Genomic DNA, 19,525 nt, shown 5'->3' on the forward strand with positions numbered 1-19,525 from the left:
GCGCAGGCTCGAGCCAGGCTGTTAGTTGCGGCACGATCCCGGGGCTCGGGACGGGCCGCCGCCGCATAGTCTGCGCGGTACAATCGCTGGATGATCGAAACCGACAAACTCGCCGCCAACCACGCCGGCGCCGACCGCGTGATCGCCGCCACGCCCGCCTCGACCCACGAGGAAGCGTTCGAACGCGCGTTGCGCCCGCGCCAGCTCGACGAATATGTCGGCCAGGAAAAAGTGCGCGGCCAGCTCGAGATCTTCATCGAGGCCGCGAAGCGCCGTTCCGAACCGCTCGACCACGTGCTGCTGTTCGGACCGCCGGGCCTCGGCAAAACCACGCTCGCGCACATCATCGCGCGCGAAATGGGGGTCAATCTGCGGCAGACGTCGGGCCCCGTGCTGGAGCGCGCGGGCGATCTCGCAGCGCTGCTCACCAATCTCGAAGCCAACGACGTGCTCTTCATCGACGAAATTCACCGGCTCTCGCCGGTCGTCGAGGAAATCCTGTACCCGGCGCTCGAGGACTACCAGATCGACATCATGATTGGCGAAGGGCCGGCCGCGCGCAGCGTGAAGCTCGACCTCCAGCCGTTCACGCTCGTGGGCGCGACCACGCGCGCGGGCATGCTCACGAACCCGCTGCGCGACCGCTTCGGCATCGTCTCGCGCCTCGAGTTCTACAACGCGAGTGAACTCTCGCGCATCGTGCAACGCTCCGCATCGCTGCTCGGCGCGCAGATTCACCCTGACGGCGCGCTCGAAATCGCGCGCCGCTCGCGCGGCACGCCGCGTATCGCGAACCGTCTGCTGCGCCGCGTGCGCGACTACGCCGAGGTGAAAGCCGACGGTGCGATCACCGCCAAGGTCGCCGACGCCGCGCTGCGCATGCTCGACGTCGACCCCGTGGGCTTCGACCTGATGGACCGCAAGCTGCTCGAAGCCATCCTGCACAAGTTCGACGGCGGCCCGGTGGGCGTGGACAATCTCGCCGCCGCAATCGGCGAGGAACGCGACACGATCGAGGACGTGCTCGAACCGTATCTGATCCAGCAGGGCTATCTGCAGCGCACGCCGCGCGGCCGCGTGGCCACGCAACTGAGCTATCGCCACTTCGGCCTCACGGTGCCAGACGACGCATCGACGGGCGGCGACTGGGAACCGGACGCGTCGTAAGCCGCAGTACATTTGCACGGCACACCTTCAACGCACTTCAACGCAGCGCGAGCGAGAGCACGATGTCCGATCATGCTGGCCTGCCTCCCAACGCTCCTGAGCCGACCGGCCTTGCCGGTCAACTCGTGCGCCGCCTGCGCATGACGCTCGCCGAAAGCATCACGCATCTAACCACGGGCAGCGGCCCGAGACTCGATTACTCGCATCCGCCGGGCGACCCGGGCCTCTTCGGCCCCGACGCCGTCTGCTGGAAAGTCCACGCCGATTTCGCCGCGATGATGGCGGGAGGCGTCAGTGCGCTGCTGCTCCAGGCGCTGCATCCGCTTGCGCTCGCCGGCGTGTGGGACCATTCGACGTTTCGCATCGACATACTCGGGCGGCTGCGGCGCACCGCGACTTTCATCGCGGGCACGACATACGGCAGCCGCGCCGACGCGCTGGCCTTGATCGAACGCGTCAAGACGATTCACTTCGCCGTGACGGGCACCGCGCCCGATGACTGCCCCTACCGCGCGAGCGATCCCGCATTGCTGACGTGGGTGCACGTGGCCGAAGTATCGAGCTTTCTCGGCGCGTATTTGCGCTTCGTGAATCCCGCACTGCCCGGTGAGATGCAGGATCAGTACTACGCCGAAGTCGCGCGCATTGCCGAACTGCTGGGCGCTGCGAACGTGCCACGCTCGCGCGCCGAAGTCGATGCGTATTTGCAGTCGATGCAGCCCGCACTCGTCGCGAGCGAGCGCACGTTCGAGGTCGTGCGCGTGCTCATGGATGCGCCGGCGCCGCGACCGGGAATGCGCCCTGCTGGCGCGCTGATCAGGAATGCGGGCATCGACCTGTTGCCGCCTTTCGCGCAGCAGATGCTCGGCTTCGATTCCTTCTCCTTTGCGCGCCGCGCGCTCGTGCAGCCTGGCATGCGAGCGGTCGCACCGGTATTGCGCTGGGCGCTCGTCAATGGCGTGTCCAAACGCGCGCGGCGGCGGGCTGCGGCCAAACCCGCGCAATAAGCACTGCGCAATAGCAAAACGGCCAACCCGCTCGCGCCGGTTGGCCGTTCCGTTTGCAGCGCGCCGAGATGACCTGGCGCCTGCGTGCTTACATCTTCACCACGTCGAGCAGCGTCTTCTTGCCTGCCTTGTAGTTGTAGAGCGAGATCACGCCGTGCTTGAGGTCGCCCTTCGCGTCGAAGGTGGTCTCGCCAATCACGCCCTTGTAGTCCGTGCCCGGGATCTGCGCGAGGACCTTCGCGGGATCGGTCGAGTTCGCGCGCTTCATCGCATCGACGACGATGTACACCGCGTCATACGTGAACGGCGCATCGAATTCGATCGGGTGACCGAAGCGCTTCTGGTACTTCGCCGCGAACGCCGCACCGCCATTCATGCGCTCGACCGCCATGCCCGCCTGCGAGCAAACGATATTGTCGGTCGCCGCGCCCGCCAGCTCCGCGAGGCTTTCCGTGCACACGCCGTCGCCCGACAGCACCTTCGCGCGCAGCCCCAGTTGCTTCGCCTGCTTCGCGAACGGACCGCCGGTGGCGTCCATGCCGCCGTACATGATCGCGTCCGGGTTCTCGCCCTTGATCTTCGTGAGGATCGCGCGGAAATCCACGGCCTTGTCGTTGGTCGCGTCGTGCGAGAGCACCTTCATGCCAAGCGACTTCGCCGTCTTCTCGAACTCGTTGGCGAGGCCCTGGCCATACGCGGTCGAGTCGTCGACCACGGCCACGGTCTTCACGTTCAGGCTTTTCGCTGCGTAGTCGGCAAGCGCGGGGCCTTGCTGGGCATCGGTCGCGACCACGCGGTACGTCGTCTTGAAACCCTGCTGCGTGTACGAAGGATTGGTCGACGACGGCGAGATCTGCACGATGCCCGCGTCGCTGTAAATCTTCGAAGCCGGGATCGATGCCCCCGAATTCAGATGGCCAATCACGGCAACGACCTTGTCGTCGACGAGTTTCTGCGCGACCTGGGTGGCCTGGCGCGGGTCGGCGGCGTCGTCCTGGGCGTCGAGCGAGAGCGTAATCTTTTGGCCGTCGATCGTAAGACCCTTGGCGTTGATTTCCTCGATGGCGAGGCGCGCGCCGTTCTCGTTGTCCTTGCCGAGGTGGGCCGAACCGCCCGTGAGCGGCCCGACGTGGCCGATCTTGACGACCTGGTCGGCCGCCGCGTTGCCCGAGAGCGCTGCGAGCGCCATGACCGCTGCGCTCACCGGCAGCAGCTTGTGAAGCTTGAACGTCATTGAACTTTCTCCTGCGTTTTTTTCTGGGAATACCCGTTCGTATAACAACCTTGGGCGCGCGGCTTCACGCCTGCCATGCGCGCGCGTCCCTCTACAACGCGGAGCCGGGCCAGGAGCCCGGTGGCCAGAGCACCCAAAGGTCGGACAAATGTTAGCAGGACGCTTAACTTTGTGGTTGGGCTTTGGAAGGAATCCGCAAGCGAGCGGAAAGGAGATAGCTGGAGCCTTAGCCTGGAGTCAGACGGGACTGGGATCAACGCGGGGAAGGGAAAGGCTGGAGAAACAGGACAGCGCGGCGGCCCACCGCGCTGTGTGAGGAAACAGATTAGCGGCCCGGCTCCGGCGTGCGCTTGAAGCCATCGTCGGCGCTAACGCCGCCCAGATGCGCCACGTCGCCCCATGCGACGACGCGCGCCTGCATCACGTAGTCGCCGCGTTCGAAATCGACGACGTTCACGCTCGTGTTGAGGAGCGGCCACGCGCGCGGCGCGTCGAGCGAGAGGCCGTTCGCGAAGCGGTAGACGCAGTCGAGCACGCCGCCGTGCGCGACACACGCAATGCGCCCGCCCGGATGCATGGCCAGGATCGGCTCGAGCGCGTGCAACACGCGGTGATACAACTCGCGCTGCGACTCGCCCTCGGGCGGCGCGAAGCCGGGGTCGCGCGTTTGCCAGTGCGCGTACTCGTCCGGAAAGCGCTCGGCGATTTCGTCGCTGTCGTGGCCCTGGAACGCGCCATAGTTGCGTTCGCGCAGCCCTGCCGTGAGCTGCACCGGCAAACCCAGGGCTTCCGCAACGGGCTGTGCCGTCTGTTGCGCGCGCAACAAGTCGCTCGACCAGATTGCATCGATCCGCGCGCCCGACTGCACTTCCTTCGCGAGCCGTGCGCCGAGCTGCTGCGCCTGCACCACACCACTTTGCGCGAGGGGAATGTCGATATGCCCCTGGATGCGCTTGATGCGATTCCAGTCCGTTTCGCCGTGGCGGATAAAGAGGATCTGCGTGTTCATGGTTCAGTTGCGCACTTGCAGCCAGAACGTGACGGGGCCGTCGTTGACGAGCGACACCTGCATGTCGGCGCCGAACTCGCCGGTCTCGACGGTCGGATGCTTCTCGCGCGCGGCGGCAACGAAATAATCGAACAGACGCCGCCCCTCTTCGGGCGGTGCGGCCGGCGTGAAGCTCGGGCGCAGGCCACTGTTCGTATCGGCGGCAAGCGTGAACTGCGAGACGAGCAGCAAGCCGCCGGGAGCGCCATTGCCGTCGATGTTCTGCACGCTCAGGTTCATCTTGCCCGCCGCGTCGCTGAACACGCGATAGCCGAGCAGCTTCGCGAGCAGCTTGTCGGCGTTGGCTTCGGTGTCGCCACGCTCGGCACACACCAGCGCGAGCAGCCCCTGGCCGATCGCACCGGTCACGCGTTCGCTGCCACCTTGCGCCACGCGTACTTCCGCTCGGCGCACGCGCTGGATCAGGGCAATCATGCGGTGAGCGTCACGCGCGCAAAGCGCCGCTTGCCCACTTGCACGACGAACTCGCCCGCCTCGACCTTGAGGCCCTTGTCGGACACAGTCGCGCCGTCGATCTTCACGCCGCCCTGCTCGATGTTGCGCAGTGCTTCGCTCGTGGAGGGCACGAGCCCCGCCTGCTTGAGCAACTGGCCGATGGCAAGCGGCGCGCCTGCGAGCGTGATCGACGGAATGTCGTCGGGCACGCCGCCCTTGGCGCGGTGGTTGAAGTCTTCGAGCGCGCGCTCGGCGTCGGCCTGCGAATGAAAGCGTGCGACGATTTCCTGCGCGAGCAGCACCTTGAAGTCGCGCGGGTTGCGGCCCGCTTCGATCTCGCGCTTGAAGCCCTCGATTTCGTCCATGGGACGGAACGAGAGCAGCGTGAAGTAACGCCACATCATCGTGTCCGAAATGGACATGAGCTTGCCGAACATGTCGTTGGGCTTTTCGCTGATGCCAACGTAGTTGTTCTTCGACTTCGACATCTTCTCGACGCCGTCGAGGCCTTCGAGCAGCGGCATCGTGAGAATGCACTGCTGTTCCTGGCCGTACTGCTTTTGCAGTTCACGGCCAACGAGCAGGTTGAACTTCTGGTCCGTGCCGCCGAGCTCGAGGTCCGCATTGAGCGCGACCGAGTCGTAGCCCTGCATGAGTGGATACAGGAACTCGTGGATCGAGATGGGCACGCCGCCCTGGAAGCGCTTGGTGAAGTCCTCGCGCTCGAGAATGCGCGCGACCGTGTAGCGCGACGCGAGCTTGATCATGCCGTCGGCGCCGAGCGGCATCGACCATTCGCTGTTGTAGCGAATTTCGGTCTTTTCGCGGTTGAGAACGAGCGCGGCCTGCTCGAAGTACGTTTTCGCGTTCGATTCGATCTGCTCGCGCGTAAGCGGCGGGCGCGTGGCATTGCGGCCCGACGGGTCGCCGATCAGCGAAGTGAAGTCGCCGATCAGGAAGATCACGGTGTGGCCGAGATCCTGAAGCTGGCGCATCTTGTTGAGCACGACCGTGTGGCCGATGTGGATGTCGGGCGCGGTCGGGTCGAGGCCGAGCTTGATGCGCAGCGGCTTGCCCGTGGCCGCGCTGCGGGCGAGCTTCTGCTCGAACTCTTCTTCGATCAGCAGTTCGTCGACGCCGCGCTTCGTGACGGCAAGCGCGTGACGGACTTCGTCGGTGACCGGAAAGGCGTCTTTTGCGGCGGCGCTGGCGCCGTTGCTGGAGTTGGACTCGTTGCTCATGCTTCGATCGGTTCTGTCGTTAAGTCTGGGTCTAGACCGCAATTTTACGTGATTCGACTGGCCAGGCTGAGGTTTGCGGCGCTTTGCAGGTCTTTGCGGCTCTTTGCGGGTCGCGCACGCTGCGGCGACTCGCATCGCGCCCCGAGCCTCATGCTCAGGAACGGGCAGCGCGCTCCACACGCAGGATGCCCTTCGCGCGCGCCTGCCAAAGGTCGTAGGCGGCCTGCATGGCGAGCCACAGGTCGGCGCGGCCCCCGTTTTCCTCGCCAAGCCACGCCTCGAGGCGCAGTGCCATTTCCGGCGAAATACCGGCGCGGCCGTTCAGCACGCGCGAGAGCGCGGCGCGCGTGACGCCGAGTTGCGCAGCCGCTTCGGTCACGGTGAGCCCCAGTTCGGGAAGAATGTCCTCGCGCAGCGTTTCGCCGGGGTGCGGCGGGTTATGCATGCGTATCGTGTCGTTCATCTTGCTCATGCCTCAGTGGTAGTCGTGATAGTCGACAAGGACCGCGTGGCGGCCTTCGAACGCGAAGGTCAGGCGCCAGTTGCCATTGACGAGAATCGCATGGTGCCCGTCGAGACGGCCTTCCAGCGCATGGCAGCGCCAGCCTGGCACGTTCATGTCCCGCGGCGACTCGGCCTCGTCCAGCCGCGCCAGCTGACGCCGCAGGCGCGGGATGTGATCGGGCCGGATGCCCGCTTTGCTGCCAGTGAAGAAGAACGCCTTCAGCCCTTTGTGATTCCACGACTTGAGCATGATTCTCCAGACTAAGCAGAACGAACATGGATAGGTCTGGAGCCAGGATCGGGTCAGTACGCGCCTTCCCGTATAGCGTATAGTTTCACTATACGGATCACACATTGCGCAGTCAACCCTCAGACTTCTGGAAGTTGATTTCGCGCAGGGCTCCAGTGCCGCCCGGGTTCGAGCGGCGAAGATGAGCGTCGCATGTCGCGAAGGCAGCCAACAGTCAGCCAACAGTCAGCCGTTCGGCTTACGCTCGAACGGCATTGCGCCGATAATTCCTTCGCAGGACACTGAATTGTCTTAATCAAGGAGCACAACGTGGCGCCACGCGACGCACGAAACGAGAGCGCACACGCCGCCGACGGCGTGTATTTCGGCCTGATGTCGGGCACGAGCATGGATGGCGTGGACGGCATTGCCGTGCGCTTCGAGGCTGGCCAGCGGCCAGTGGTGCTGGCCGAGGCCTTCGTCGGTTTCGCACAGGGGCTGCGCGAAGCGCTCTTTTCGTTGCAGCAGCCAGGCGAGAACGAGATCGAGCGCGAGGCGCTCGCCGGCAACGCACTTGCGGCCCGCTATGCGGTGTGCTGCCACGAGTTGCTGCGCGCGGGCAATGTTTCCGCCGGCGATGTGCGCGCAATCGGCGCTCACGGGCAGACCGTGCGGCATCGTCCGGAGAAGGGCTACACGGTGCAGATACAGAACCCGGCGCTGCTTGCGGAACTCACCCACATCGACGTGATCGCCGACTTCCGCAGCCGCGACGTCGCCTCGGGCGGCCAGGGCGCGCCGCTCGTGCCCGCGTTCCACGCGACGCTGTTCGGCTCGCAGGAAGAAACGCGCGTGGTCTGCAACCTGGGCGGCATCAGCAACATCACCGTGCTTTCGTCGACGGGTGCCGTGCGTGGGTTCGATTGTGGCCCGGCCAACGCCCTGCTCGACCTCTGGGCCGAACGCCATCTGGGCAAGCCCTACGACGAGAACGGCAAGTTCGCCGCGAGCGGCAATCTGCATCAGCCGCTTTTGAACGCCCTGCTGGACGAACCGTTCTTCGAGCAGCAGCCGCCCAAGAGCACAGGCCGCGATCTCTTCAACGCCCAGTGGCTCGACGACAAACTCAAGGACTTCGAGTCGCTCACGCCGGCCGACGTGCAAGCCACGCTAGTCGCGCTGACCGCCGTGAGCGTGGCGCGCGAGATCGAGCGTCACGCGAGCGACTGCCGCGCCGTGTACGTCTGCGGCGGCGGCGCGCGCAACGCGGCGTTGATGGCGGCGCTGCAGAAGGCGCTCGAAACGGGCGGTGTGGCTGGTGTGCCGGTCATGACCACCGAGGCGCTAGGCGTGCCGCCGCACCAGGTGGAGCCGCTTGCCTTCGCGTGGCTCGCCATGCGCTGCGTAGCGCGCGAGCCCGGCAATCTTGCCGCCGTCACCGGCGCGGCCGGCGAGCGCGTGCTCGGCGCGATTTATCCGCGCTGACCAGGCCCGCTGACTGAGCGCGCTGAATGAGCACGCACCAATAAAAAACGGGGCCGAAGCCCCGTTTCTTTTACTGCAGTCGATCGATCAAACCGAGAACGACGAGCCGCAACCGCACGTGGTGGTCGCGTTCGGGTTCTTGATGACGAACTGCGCGCCATTGAGATCGTCCTTGTAGTCGATCTCGGCGCCGACGAGGTACTGATAGCTCATCGAGTCGATCAGAAGCTGGACGCCGTTGCGGTTCATCACGGTGTCGTCTTCGTTGACCGTCTCGTCGAACGTGAATCCGTACTGGAAGCCCGAGCAGCCGCCGCCTTGCACGAATACGCGCAGCTTCAGCTCCGGGTTGCCTTCCTCGTCGATCAGTTGCTTGACCTTGTCAGCCGCTGCTTCGGTGAAAACGAAGGGACCGGGCATTTCGGTCGCGGTAGTTTCGGTGACAGCGCTCATTCGAACTCTCCAAAAAAGCTTCTAGCCGCTATTGTAGGGCTCTTCCCGAGATCGTGCTTAAGCCCACAAAATCAAGGGTTTCTCCAAACTTTCGCAGCCTGCGCGCCAAGCGTGCGACGCGCCGACAAAAAACGAAAAAGCCGCCCGGCGCAGTGAGCGCGGACGGCTTTTGCAGCAGCGCTGTGCTCCGCAAGGAGCACAGGCCAAAGCGCCAATGCGAAATTAACGCTTCGAGAACTGCTTGCGGCGACGTGCCTTGTGGAAACCGACCTTCTTACGTTCCACTTCACGTGCGTCACGGGTGACGAAGCCAGCTTGCGACAGTGCCGGCTTGAGCGTTGCGTCGTAGTCCATCAGCGCGCGCGTGATGCCGTGGCGAACTGCGCCGGCCTGGCCGGTTTCGCCGCCGCCCGTCACGTTCACCTTGATGTCGAACGTCGTGCCGTGGTTCGTGAGTTCCAGCGGTTGACGCACGATCATCAGCGACGTTTCGCGCGAGAAGTAGTCAGCGATGGGCTTACCGTTGACGATGATGTCGCCCTTGCCCGACTTGATGAAGACACGAGCGACTGCGCTCTTGCGGCGGCCCGTACCGTAATTCCAGTTACCGATCATGTGGGCTCCCCTTAGATCTCGAGCGCCTTCGGCTGTTGTGCCGAGTGCGGGTGCGTTGCGTCAGCGTAGACCTTCAGCTTCTTGATCATCGCGTAGCCGAGCGGGCCCTTCGGCAGCATGCCCTTCACGGCCTTCTCGAGCGCGCGGCCCGGGAAGCGTTCTTGCATCTTGCCGAACGTCGTTTCGTAGATACCGCCCGGGTAACCCGAGTGACGGTAGTACTTCTTGTCGGTGGTCTTGTTGCCCGTGACCTTCAGCTTGCCGGCGTTGATGATGATGATGAAATCACCAGTGTCGACGTGCGGGGTGAACTCAGGCTTGTGTTTGCCGCGAAGACGGCGTGCCACTTCGCTGGCGACACGGCCGAGAACCTTATCCGTCGCGTCAATCACGTACCATTCGCGCTGCACTTCATGTGCCTTGGCGGAAAAAGTCTTCATGATCGATCCAAAAAATAACTTGTGCCCTGTTTTGGTCCTGCTTGTATGGTGACGCTCGTTGGCGCCGGCGCAGGCTCTCCCTGTCTGGGTTTCCCCATTTTCCCCGCGGGCATGGATGCGGGAAACCCACGATTATAAAAGGAAATTTGGCTGCAAGTCAAAAAATTGCTTGCACTGAGGCAGAGACGGGGCGAAACGAGGGCGACGGACGAAAAAAAGCCCGAACGCGTTGTTCGGGCTTAATCCACTCTTTGGAGGAGGGTGGAGGAGACATGCTGAGGTGTCGTGAAGCACGACAACCAATGAGACGAATTATACGGATGGGCCTTGTGCGACGCAAGAGGATTTGCATTGCGAAATACGACACCACAATATGAAATATCGTGGCACTAGCGCACCGAGAGAAAAATCCTTAAAAATCAGTCCATTGAGAATTAGTCACGCGAAAAGCATGGGGGATCACTAGAGCGAAACCCCTAATTGCTTAGTGGAAATCCGCCTTGTTGCCAGGATATCGCGCCGCAACATTCAAGCACAAGGCATAAGGCGCGCGCGGCCGTGTCCCCCCGGACATACCAGTAAGGCGCGGGCTACAATGCCGTCTGAATCAAGAAACCGCGCAGAGGCATACGCACATGGAATGCAAAGTTAGCTGGATGGGACAAGACGGCATGGCGTTCGCAGCCGAAACGGGCAGCGGCCATCTCGTCAACATGGACGGCGCGCCGGAAGGCGGCGGCCACAACCTCGCGCCGCGGCCGATGGAAATGGTGCTGCTCGGCACGGGCGGCTGCACGGCCTACGACGTGGTGCTGATCCTCAAGAAGAGCCGCCAGGAAGTGAGCGGCTGCAGCGTGACGCTCAAGGCCGAGCGTGCGAGCGAGGACCCGAAGGTCTTCACGAAGATCCACTTCCACTTCACCGTGACCGGCAAGAGTCTGAACCCGGCCACCGTCGAGCGCGCAATCAACCTCTCGCACGACAAGTACTGCTCGGCGTCGATCATGATCGGCAAGACCGCCGAGATCACGCATTCGTTCGAGATCGTCGCGGCTTAAGATCTGCGGCAGAAGATTGGCGGCAAAAGAAAAAGCCGGCGCGGTTCATCGAAGAACCGCGCCGGCTTTTTGCATGCGCATTGGCAAATTTGGGCTGCAAAGCAGGCCGATAAGCCGGATTCTGTGCACGCGCCGCGTCCGAAGACGCGCCGCGCGTGGCAGCCATTCCTCTAGGCGCGCCATTGCTGACGCGCTCAAGCTTCCTACCCGCAGACGGAATGGGGGCCCCATCCTGCATCCCGAAGATGCGCGCCTGCCTACTTGGAATTGCTCCGGGTGGAGGTTACCGTGCCGTCTACGTCACCGCAGACGCGGTGCGCTCTTACCGCACCGTTTCACCCTTACCTGATCCCGACCGAAATCGGGCCATCGGCGGTCTGTTCTCTGTTGCCCTGTTCCGCGTGTCGCCACGGATGGCCGTTAGCCATCACCCTGCCCTGTGGAGTCCGGACTTTCCTCGCCCCCTCGACCGAAATCTCGGGGCCGCGACTGCCTGGCCTGCTTTGCGAGGCGCGATATTAGCACGGCCAGAGGCGCCGCGCCGGGGGCCGGATCGATTGCTGCCCTTTAGCGAGCGCGGCGGCCGCCGCGAAAGACGGTGGCGTCGTCGTAGAACGACGGGCTTTCGTTATGCGCCCACCAGCCCGGGATGCCGAGTACAGGCAGCGGTGCGAAGCTGCGCCCGTTGAGTGCGGCGTCGGAGGCGAGCGTGACGCTCACTGTCTCGTCCAGATACGCGTCGCGTTGCGCGCGCGGCCACGCGAAATAGGCTTGCGGCACCTCGACCACCCATGCGTGCGCCGTGCACGCCGCATAGGGCGAAATCAGCTTTTCGAGCAGCGCATGGCCGAAGACGCGCACTTCGCAGCGCGCCTGGCCAATCGTCTCTTCGAACGCGGCTTCCCAGCTCGAGCGCTGCGCCACGAACAGCGTGCGCCAGTCGAAGCCGCGCAGCGCCGCGATGAGCGCCGCGTCCGATGAGGCATAGAGCACCGCGTTCTCGTCGAAGAGCGTGAGCGCGTCACGCACGCCGCCGCGCGTGGGGCCCACGCCCAGTAAGTCGATCGCCGCGGCCTGGCGTGCGTTGAGCGTCGCCTTGATGCGCGGGAACGCGAACCAGGCCAGCGCGTTGAAGAAGTCGTGGAGATTGTGCCGCGTCGGCACGCAGCCCGTCGCCGCGATATGCGCCTCGTAGGCCGAGCCATCGGGCAGGTCGTCCTGGGCAATGAAGCGCAGCGGCTTGCCGCGGCCCGTGCTTTGGGCGGCGGCGAGCGCGTCGGCGTTCAGTTCATCGAGGTACGCTGCGTATCCCGCCAGCGCGGCCTGCTGCCAGCGCCGTCCCCGCGCTTCGTGCTGCGCAAACCAGGGGCGGGACCAGTCGATGTCGGTGAAACTGCCCAACGGCATGGTCCGGCGCGGTTCGCGCGCGGGCATCGGTGCGTGCGCATCGGCTGCCCCACTCAGCCCAATCGTTGCGCCCGCAGCCACACCGTGCCCCGCCTCGCTCAAGCGAGCTTCCAGCCGATTGTCTCGCCGCCGCGCAGCGGCACGACGGGCGTGTCGCCGGCCTCGACTTCAGCGGGCAGCGTCCAGGTCTCGCGGCGCAGCGTGACCGTTTCGGTCGCGCGCGGCAGGCCGTAGAAGTCCGCGCCGTAAAAGCTCGCGAAGCCCTCGAGCTTGTCGAGCGCGCCTGCGTTGTCGAACGCTTCGGCGTAGAGCTCGAGTGCGTGCAGCGCCGTGTAGCAGCCCGCGCAGCCGCACGCGTGCTCCTTCAGACCCTTCGGGTGCGGCGCGCTGTCGGTGCCGAGGAAGAAGCGATGGTCGCCCGAGGTCGCCGCCTCCACGAGCGCCACGCGATGCGTCTCGCGCTTGAGCACCGGCAGGCAGTAGTAATGCGGACGGATGCCGCCCTGGAAGATCGCGTTGCGGTTGTACAGCAGGTGATGCGCGGTGATCGTCGCGCCGAGGAGACCCGGCGCGGCATGATCGGCGCGGATGTAGTCGACGGCATCCTTCGTCGTGATGTGCTCGAACACCACCTTGAGCGCCGGGAAATCGCGGCGCAGCGGCGTCATCACGCGGTCGATGAAGACCTTCTCGCGGTCGAACAGATCGATGTCGGCGCTCGTCACTTCACCGTGCACGAGCAGCGGCATGCCCACTTCCTGCATGGCTTCGAGCGTCTTCGCGCATTTGAGGATATCCGTCACGCCGGCGTCCGAGTTCGTCGTCGCGCCCGCCGGATACAGCTTCACGCCGTGCACGAAGCCGCTCGCCTTCGCGCGGCGGATTTCCTCGGGCGGCGTGTTGTCGGTGAGATAGAGCGTCATCAGCGGCTCGAAGGTCGAGCCCGCCGGCAGCGCCGCAAGAATGCGCTCGCGGTAGGCGGCGGCCTGCTCCGTCGTCGTGACCGGCGGCTTGAGGTTCGGCATGATGATCGCGCGGCCGAATTGGCGCGCCGTGTGCGGCAGCACGGCCGCGAGCATCGCGCCATCGCGCACGTGCAGGTGCCAGTCGTCGGGGCGGGCGAGCGTGAGAGTCGTGAGGGAAGAGGCGTTCATGGCTAGAGTCAGGCGCAGTAATAGGTCAAGCGGAATCGCCGGCGCGTTCACTCGAACGCGCTCAGGCCGCCGGAAATTCCGGGCATATCAGGGGAAAAAGCGAGGCGTCGACCGATGCGAGTCCAACACACGCATGGCCCGCACCGTCGCGTACACACGACAAATTGCGCTGCATCGACGCCGGCACGCGCCCTTCTACGCAAGCCTGCAATGCATCCGACAAAATTCGTATTGGCGACTCGCAGGCCGGTGATATGCTTGGAAAATCATATTGTAACGGGTCGACGGCGGGTCCCGCCTGGCACTGCAGCCACCGCCTCAGTCGTCTCGGCCGTCTCAGCCGCATTACGCACCATCAGCACCATGTGCCAACTTCTCGGAATGAATTGCGCCGCGCCGACGGACGTCACGTTCTCCTTCACAGGATTCGCGGCGCGCGGCGGCGCCACCGATCACCACGCCGACGGCTGGGGTATCGCGTTCTTCGAGGACAAGGCCTGCCGCCTCTTCATCGACAACGAGGCTTCGGCGCGTTCGCCGATCGCCGAGATGGTCAAGCACTACCCCATCAAGTCGCGCAACACCATCGCCCATATCCGCAAGGCCACACAAGGCAGCTGCGCGCTCGAGAACAGTCATCCGTTCCAGCGCGAGCTGTGGGGCCGGCACTGGATCTTCGCGCACAACGGCGACCTGCAGGACTTCAATCCGGTGATGTCGGGCGTGTACCAGCCGGTGGGCACGACCGATAGCGAGCGCGCGTTCTGCGTGCTGCTACAAGGCCTGCGCAAGGCGTTCCCGGGCGCGCAGCCGCCGCTCGACGAACTGTTCGCCGCGCTGGAGTCGCTCACGCGCGAGGTTACGCAGTTCGGCGTCTTCAACTTTCTGATGTCGAACGGCCAGGCGCTGTTCGCGCATTGCTCGACGCATCTCTACTATCTCGTGCGGCGCTGGCCGTTTTCGACCGCGCATCTCGTCGATGCCGATGTCTCCATCGACTTCGCCAAGTACACGACGCCAGAAGACCGCGTGGCCGTGATCGCCACCGCGCCGCTCACCGACAACGAGGTCTGGACGCGCTTCGCCCCCGGCGACTTGCTGATGTTCCAGCACGGCGACGTAATCGCCCAAACGAGCGTGCCGGTGCCGCAGAGGGTGCTCGACAAGCTCGCCAACCCTTCGCTCGACGCCTCGGCCAGTTCGCCGTGCGTCGCGCAGCCGGGCGAGATCGACGCGGAAGCCGTGGCCGCACTGCAAACCTGGGGCGAGTAAGCCGGGCGACGCCCGAAACGAAAAAAGCCGCGCATCGAGCGCGGCTTTTTGCTTTCTGCAAAGCGGGAGCAGAGCGGGCGAACCCGCAGCCTCAGTGCAGGATCTTGGCCAGAAAATCCTTCGCGCGGTCCGACTTCGGGCTCGCGAAGAAGGCTTCCTTCTGATCGTCCTCGACGATGGCGCCCTGGTCCATGAAGATCACGCGGTGCGCGACCTTCTTGGCGAAGCCCATTTCGTGCGTCACGCACATCATTGTCATGCCTTCCTGGGCAAGCTCCACCATCACGTCGAGCACTTCGTTGATCATCTCGGGGTCGAGCGCCGAGGTCGGCTCGTCGAACAGCATGGCGATGGGGTCCATCGACAACGCACGCGCAATCGCCACACGCTGCTGCTGACCGCCCGAGAGCTGGCCCGGGAATTTGTCGGCATGCGCGCGCAGGCCCACACGGTCGAGCAGTTTGAGGCCCTTTTGCGTGGCCTCGTCCTTGCCGCGGCCGAGCACCTTGATCTGCGCGAGCGTGAGATTCTCGGTAATCGACAGATGCGGGAACAGCTCGAAGTGCTGAAACACCATGCCCACCTTCGAGCGCAGCTTCGAGAGATTGGTGCGCTTGTCGCCAACCGACTCGCCGTTCACGAGGATCTCGCCCTGCTGGAACGGTTCGAGCCCGTTGACGGTCTTGATGAGCGTGGACTTGCCCGAGCCCGAGGGCCCGCACACCACCACCACCTCACCCTTCTTCACTTCCGTCGTGCAGTCGGTCAGCACCTGGAACTGGCCGTACCACTTCGAAACGTTCTTAATTGAAATCATCTTGCGACCTTTTTCTGAAGACCTTTCACAAGGCTCGACGCGATCACGCAAATCACGAAATAACACGCGCCCGCGAACAGTACCATCTCGACCATCGTCCCGTCACGGTCGCCGACATTGGTGGCCGTGCGGAAGAAGTCGGCGAGGCTGATCACGTACACGAGCGAGGTGTCCTGAAACAGCACGATGGCCTGCGTGAGCAAGAGCGGCACCATCGCGCGGAACGCCTGCGGCAGCACCACGTACTGCATGGCCTGGCCGTAGCGCATGCCGAGCGCGAAGGACGCGTTCACCTGCCCGCGCGGCACCGCCTGAATGCCCGCGCGAATGATCTCCGAATAATACGCGGCTTCGAAGAGCGAAAACGCGATCATCGCGGAAGCAAGGCGAATGTCGATGTCGGGCGAGAGACCCAGCACATTTTGCAGCACCTGCGGCACGATCAGGAAGAACCACAGCAGGACCATCACGAGCGGGATCGAGCGGAAGACCGTGACGTAGCCCTTGGCGAACCATTCGAGCGGCTTCACGCTGGAAAGCCGCATGAGCGCGAGCAGCGTGCCCCACAGAATGCCGACCACGATTGCGCACAGCGTGATCTTGAACGTGATGATCGCGCCCGTCCACAGCGTGGGCAGCGCGCCCGGAATGCCGCTCCAGTCGAAGTGATGCATTACTTGCCTCCGATGTAGCCGGGCAGACGCGCCTTCGCCTCGACCCAGCGCATGAGCGCCATGACGACGAGGTTAATGAGCACGTAAGCGAGCGTGACTGCGATGAACGACTCATAGGTCTGCGCCGTGTAATCGACGAGCTGACGCGCCTGGGCCGACAGATCGAGCAGGCCGATCGTCGAGGCGACCGCAGAGTTCTTGAAGATGTTGAGGAACTCGGAAGTGAGCGGCGGCACGATGATGCGGTACGCAACCGGCAGCAGCACATAGCGGTACGTCTGCCACTGCGTGAAGCCCATTGCGAGGCCGGCCGCGCGCTGGCCGCGCGGCAGCGCGTTGATGCCCGAGCGCACCTGCTCGCACACGCGCGCCGCGGTAAAGAGCCCGAGACACACGACCGAAGCCGTGAAGAACTGCACGCCCGGTGGTGACTGCTTGAACGCATTGCCGAGCGATTGCGGCACGATTTCCGGCAGTACGAAGTACCAGATGAAGAACTGCGCGATGAGCGGAATATTGCGGAAGATCGCCACGTACACCGTGCCGACGCCTGCGAGAAACTTGTTCGGCACCGTGCGCAACACGCCGAAGAACGATCCGACGATGAGCGCGATCACCCACGCGCACAGCGACACCGAGATCGTCACCCAGAAGCCGGAGAGGATCCAGCCAAGATACGTGGTGGGTTCGCCCGTCGAGACCGGGCTGAGCAGAATGCCCCAGTTCCAGTGATAGGACATCAAGAGACTCCAAGAAAAAGAACGGAAGAAGCGGCGCTTCTTCCGTTCCGTGCTAAACGCTAAATGCGGGTCGAACGGCCAAGGCCGTATTAATCGATCGCCTTGTCGTTCGGATTCTTGAACAGCGCTTTCATGTCGTCGCTCATCGGGAAGTTCAGGTTAAGACCCTTCGGCGGAATCGGCGATTCAAACCACTTCTTGTAGATCGTGTCGCCTTCGCCCGAGGTCTGGACCTTGGCGATGGCGTCGTCGGCGACCTTCTTGAACTCAGGATCGTTCTTGCGCATCATGCAGCCGTACGCTTCACGCGATTGCGGCTGACCGACGATCACGAAGTCGCCCGGATTGTTCGACTTGGCGCGCTCGCCCGCGAGCAGCGCATCGTCCATCATGAACGCCACGGCACGGCCCGTGGAGAGCGTCATGAACGACTCGCCGTGGTCCTTCGCGCTGATGATGTTCATGCCCATGCTCTTGTCCTGGTTCATCTTGCGCAGGAGACGCTCGGACGTCGTGCCAGCCGTCGTCACGACGGTCTTGCCCTTGAGGTCGGCGAAGTCCTTGATGCCCGAATCCTTCTTCGTCATGAGGCGCGTGCCGATCACGAAGATCGTGTTCGTGAAGGCGGCCTGCTGCTGACGTTCGGCGTTGTTCGTGGTCGAGCCGCATTCGATGTCCACCGTGCCGTTCTGCACGAGCGGAATACGGTTCTGCGACGTGATGGGCACCATCTTGACCTTCAGGTTCGGCATGTTCAGCTTCTGCTTGACCGCCTCGACGATTTTCATCGCGTAGTCTTGCGAGTAGCCGATCACATTCTGCTTGTCATCGTAGTACGAAAAAGGAATGGACGATTCGCGGTGCCCCAGCGAGATGACGCCCGTGTCCTTGATCTTCTTGAGCGTGCCCGCGTCCTGCGCGAAAGCGCTGGTGGCGACGAAACCAAGGAGTGCGAGCAGAGAGGCGGTCTTTTTGATTTGCATTGTTTTCTCCGGTACAAGAACCGCCGTCAGTTTAGCAAAGTAATTATTCTGAAAGAATAAAGGGTGACCCTGGCGCAACGCTGGATGTGCGAAGGCGGACGCTCCCTTGTGGAGAACATCCGCCTTCTATGCGCCTTGATGTGCAGCGCAAAAACGTGTCACTGCCCGGTCACTGCGCCGTCATGGTTCCGTCACCTTGCGGCGCGAGCGCGCCGGGCGTGCGATCAGGGGTACAGGCCGCGCATTTCGCGCGCCATCAGGATGCGTTTACATGCAACGATGAACGCCGCAGTACGCATCGAGACCTTCTGCTCGCTCGAGACCTGCCAGACCGCCGTGAATGCTTCGCGCATCACGCGTTCGAGACGTTCATTAATCTCGTTCTCGGTCCAGAAGAAGCTCGAGAAGTCCTGCACCCACTCGAAGTACGAAACCGTCACGCCGCCCGCGTTCGCCACGACGTCGGGGATCACGAGCACGCCCTTGTCGTGCAGGATGTCGTCGGCTGCCGTCGTGGTCGGGCCGTTCGCGCCTTCCACGATGATCTTCGTGCGGATCTTGCCGGCGTTCTTCTCGGTGATCTGGTTTTCCAGCGCGGCCGGAATGAGGATGTCGGTTTCGACGGTCCAGAATTCGTCGTTCGGCATGACTTCGGCGCCGGCGAAACCCGCCACGCCGCCCGTCTTCGCGACGTGCTCGAGCAGGGCTTCCGCGTTCATGCCGCTCGACTTGTAGAGCGAACCGGTGTGGTCCTGCACGGCGACGATCTTCGCGCCGGCTTCCTGGTACAGGCGGGCAGCAATGCCGCCCACGTTGCCGAAGCCCTGCACGGCAATGCGTGCGCCCTCGATCGACAGACCCGTGCGGCGCGCCGCCTCGCAACCGACGACGAACACGCCGCGGCCCGTGGCTTCGCGGCGGCCGAGCGAGCCGCCGAGCGAGATGGGCTTGCCCGTCACGACGCCCGTGGCCGTCTGGCCCTGGTTCATCGAGTAGGTGTCCATCATCCACGCCATGATCTGCTCGTTCGTGTTGACGTCCGGCGCGGGAATGTCGGTGTTCGGCCCGATGATGATGCCGATTTCGCTGGTGTAGCGGCGCGTGACGCGCTCGAGCTCACCACGCGAAAGCGTGCGCGGGTCGACGCGGATACCGCCCTTCGCACCGCCGTACGGCACGTTCACTGCAGCGTTCTTCACCGACATCCACGCGGAAAGCGCCATCACTTCGGAGAGCGTAACGTCCTGGTGATAACGCACGCCGCCCTTGCCAGGACCACGCGAAACGTTGTGCTGGACACGATAGCCTTCGAAGTGCGCAACGGTGCCGTTGTCGAGTTCGATCGGGCAATCGACGATCAGGATACGCTTCGGACGCTTGAGCGTTTCGAGCCAGCGCGAAAGCGAGCCGAGATACGGCGCCACGCGGTCGACCTGACGAAGATAGTTGCCCCAGGGGCCGAGATCATCGGCGTGGAGATAGGAAGGAACCGACTGCAGTTGGGATGACATGAACGCTCCGATCGAACAAGTGGTGCCATT

21 protein-coding genes and 1 other RNA gene are annotated in these 19,525 nt (G+C 63.8%); 5 read left to right on the plus strand and 17 right to left on the minus strand.

The genetic code is table 11. The annotated features are described in order from the left end of the window. The first annotated feature begins 90 nt into the window (after window positions 1-90). Together ruvB and U5A52_RS06265 are read left to right on the plus strand one after the other, a co-directional pair. The gene (gene ruvB / locus U5A52_RS06260; protein ID WP_321913172.1) at window positions 91-1,167 is read left to right on the plus strand and encodes a Holliday junction branch migration DNA helicase RuvB; all 1,077 of its coding nucleotides are present in this window, start codon (window positions 91-93) and stop codon (window positions 1,165-1,167) included. Window positions 1,168-1,229: 62 nt separating this feature from the next. Beyond that, on the plus strand, window positions 1,230-2,174 hold the full coding sequence (locus U5A52_RS06265; protein ID WP_321934278.1) for an oxygenase MpaB family protein: 945 nt from the start codon (window positions 1,230-1,232) through the stop codon (window positions 2,172-2,174). 88 nt (window positions 2,175-2,262) lie between these two features. Here the strand turns inward: U5A52_RS06265 and U5A52_RS06270 are convergent, their stop codons facing one another. The 6 genes from U5A52_RS06270 to U5A52_RS06295 all read right to left on the minus strand — a co-directional run bounded on the left by U5A52_RS06270 (window position 2,263) and on the right by U5A52_RS06295 (window position 6,907). Next, window positions 2,263-3,408 carry a branched-chain amino acid ABC transporter substrate-binding protein gene (locus U5A52_RS06270; RefSeq protein ID WP_321913174.1) on the minus strand — a complete coding sequence of 382 codons (1,146 nt, stop codon included), beginning with the start codon at window positions 3,406-3,408 and terminating at the stop codon, window positions 2,263-2,265. Window positions 3,409-3,733: 325 nt separating this feature from the next. Then, the gene (locus U5A52_RS06275) at window positions 3,734-4,417 is read right to left on the minus strand and encodes a histidine phosphatase family protein (protein ID WP_321913175.1); all 684 of its coding nucleotides are present in this window, start codon (window positions 4,415-4,417) and stop codon (window positions 3,734-3,736) included. 3 nt (window positions 4,418-4,420) lie between these two features. Beyond that, complete coding sequence (gene dtd, locus U5A52_RS06280) at window positions 4,421-4,891, minus strand: D-aminoacyl-tRNA deacylase (protein WP_321913176.1); 471 nt, start codon at window positions 4,889-4,891, stop codon at window positions 4,421-4,423. Further along, complete coding sequence (gene tyrS / locus U5A52_RS06285; RefSeq protein ID WP_321913177.1) at window positions 4,888-6,153, minus strand: tyrosine--tRNA ligase; 1,266 nt, start codon at window positions 6,151-6,153, stop codon at window positions 4,888-4,890. Before tyrS ends, dtd begins: the two co-directional genes overlap by 4 nt. 154 nt (window positions 6,154-6,307) lie before the next feature. Further along, window positions 6,308-6,625 (minus strand): HigA family addiction module antitoxin, encoded by a 318-nt coding sequence (locus tag U5A52_RS06290; protein ID WP_321934279.1) that lies wholly within the window; start codon window positions 6,623-6,625, stop codon window positions 6,308-6,310. A 3-nt stretch (window positions 6,626-6,628) separates the two neighbouring features. Then, the gene (locus U5A52_RS06295) at window positions 6,629-6,907 is read right to left on the minus strand and encodes a type II toxin-antitoxin system RelE/ParE family toxin (RefSeq protein WP_321934280.1); all 279 of its coding nucleotides are present in this window, start codon (window positions 6,905-6,907) and stop codon (window positions 6,629-6,631) included. Window positions 6,908-7,216: 309 nt separating this feature from the next. Here U5A52_RS06295 and U5A52_RS06300 point away from each other — a divergent pair, with 309 nt between their 5' ends. Next, on the plus strand, window positions 7,217-8,371 hold the full coding sequence (locus U5A52_RS06300; RefSeq protein WP_321934281.1) for an anhydro-N-acetylmuramic acid kinase: 1,155 nt from the start codon (window positions 7,217-7,219) through the stop codon (window positions 8,369-8,371). 87 nt (window positions 8,372-8,458) lie between these two features. Here U5A52_RS06300 and erpA read toward each other — a convergent pair whose 3' ends face one another. From erpA to rplM, 3 genes are all read right to left on the minus strand, one after another. Next, entirely contained in the window at window positions 8,459-8,824 is a 366-nt protein-coding gene (erpA, locus tag U5A52_RS06305; protein ID WP_042262553.1) for an iron-sulfur cluster insertion protein ErpA, read from the minus strand. Window positions 8,825-9,046: 222 nt separating this feature from the next. Then, window positions 9,047-9,439 (minus strand): 30S ribosomal protein S9, encoded by a 393-nt coding sequence (rpsI, locus tag U5A52_RS06310; RefSeq protein ID WP_133196235.1) that lies wholly within the window; start codon window positions 9,437-9,439, stop codon window positions 9,047-9,049. A gap of 11 nt (window positions 9,440-9,450) precedes the next feature. Next, window positions 9,451-9,879 carry a 50S ribosomal protein L13 gene (gene rplM / locus U5A52_RS06315; protein ID WP_027795838.1) on the minus strand — a complete coding sequence of 143 codons (429 nt, stop codon included), beginning with the start codon at window positions 9,877-9,879 and terminating at the stop codon, window positions 9,451-9,453. 635 nt (window positions 9,880-10,514) lie between these two features. Here rplM and U5A52_RS06320 point away from each other — a divergent pair. After that, the gene (locus tag U5A52_RS06320) at window positions 10,515-10,937 is read left to right on the plus strand and encodes an OsmC family protein (protein ID WP_321913181.1); all 423 of its coding nucleotides are present in this window, start codon (window positions 10,515-10,517) and stop codon (window positions 10,935-10,937) included. A 94-nt stretch (window positions 10,938-11,031) separates the two neighbouring features. Here U5A52_RS06320 and rnpB read toward each other — a convergent pair. The 3 genes from rnpB to pyrC all read right to left on the minus strand — a co-directional run bounded on the left by rnpB (window position 11,032) and on the right by pyrC (window position 13,498). Continuing rightward, window positions 11,032-11,442, minus strand: an RNA gene (rnpB, locus tag U5A52_RS06325) — RNase P RNA component class A. A 62-nt stretch (window positions 11,443-11,504) separates the two neighbouring features. Beyond that, window positions 11,505-12,446: a DUF3025 domain-containing protein gene (locus U5A52_RS06330; protein ID WP_415773582.1), complete on the minus strand. Its 942-nt coding sequence runs from the start codon at window positions 12,444-12,446 to the stop codon at window positions 11,505-11,507. Then, complete coding sequence (pyrC, locus tag U5A52_RS06335; protein ID WP_321934282.1) at window positions 12,443-13,498, minus strand: dihydroorotase; 1,056 nt, start codon at window positions 13,496-13,498, stop codon at window positions 12,443-12,445. The genes U5A52_RS06330 and pyrC overlap by 4 nt, the downstream gene beginning before the upstream one ends. A gap of 363 nt (window positions 13,499-13,861) precedes the next feature. Here pyrC and U5A52_RS06340 point away from each other — a divergent pair, with 363 nt between their 5' ends. Further along, window positions 13,862-14,770 (plus strand): class II glutamine amidotransferase, encoded by a 909-nt coding sequence (locus U5A52_RS06340; RefSeq protein WP_321913183.1) that lies wholly within the window; start codon window positions 13,862-13,864, stop codon window positions 14,768-14,770. Window positions 14,771-14,861: 91 nt separating this feature from the next. Here U5A52_RS06340 and U5A52_RS06345 read toward each other — a convergent pair whose 3' ends face one another. The 5 genes from U5A52_RS06345 to U5A52_RS06365 all read right to left on the minus strand — a co-directional run bounded on the left by U5A52_RS06345 (window position 14,862) and on the right by U5A52_RS06365 (window position 19,495). Then, window positions 14,862-15,587: an amino acid ABC transporter ATP-binding protein gene (locus U5A52_RS06345; RefSeq protein ID WP_254314498.1), complete on the minus strand. Its 726-nt coding sequence runs from the start codon at window positions 15,585-15,587 to the stop codon at window positions 14,862-14,864. Further along, window positions 15,584-16,261 (minus strand): glutamate/aspartate ABC transporter permease GltK, encoded by a 678-nt coding sequence (gene gltK / locus U5A52_RS06350; RefSeq protein ID WP_201694307.1) that lies wholly within the window; start codon window positions 16,259-16,261, stop codon window positions 15,584-15,586. Before gltK ends, U5A52_RS06345 begins: the two co-directional genes overlap by 4 nt. After that, window positions 16,261-17,001, minus strand: a complete 741-nt coding sequence (locus U5A52_RS06355) for an amino acid ABC transporter permease (protein ID WP_321913184.1) — start codon at window positions 16,999-17,001, stop codon at window positions 16,261-16,263. Before U5A52_RS06355 ends, gltK begins: the two co-directional genes overlap by 1 nt. Window positions 17,002-17,090: 89 nt before the next feature. Continuing rightward, complete coding sequence (locus U5A52_RS06360; protein ID WP_158756957.1) at window positions 17,091-17,984, minus strand: glutamate/aspartate ABC transporter substrate-binding protein; 894 nt, start codon at window positions 17,982-17,984, stop codon at window positions 17,091-17,093. A 224-nt stretch (window positions 17,985-18,208) separates the two neighbouring features. Next, window positions 18,209-19,495: a Glu/Leu/Phe/Val dehydrogenase gene (locus tag U5A52_RS06365; RefSeq protein ID WP_321913185.1), complete on the minus strand. Its 1,287-nt coding sequence runs from the start codon at window positions 19,493-19,495 to the stop codon at window positions 18,209-18,211. Window positions 19,496-19,525: the final 30 nt, after the last annotated feature.

The sequence above is a fragment of the Paraburkholderia sp. J8-2 genome (assembly GCF_905220195.1).
Taxonomy (GTDB): Bacteria; Pseudomonadota; Gammaproteobacteria; order Burkholderiales; family Burkholderiaceae; genus Paraburkholderia.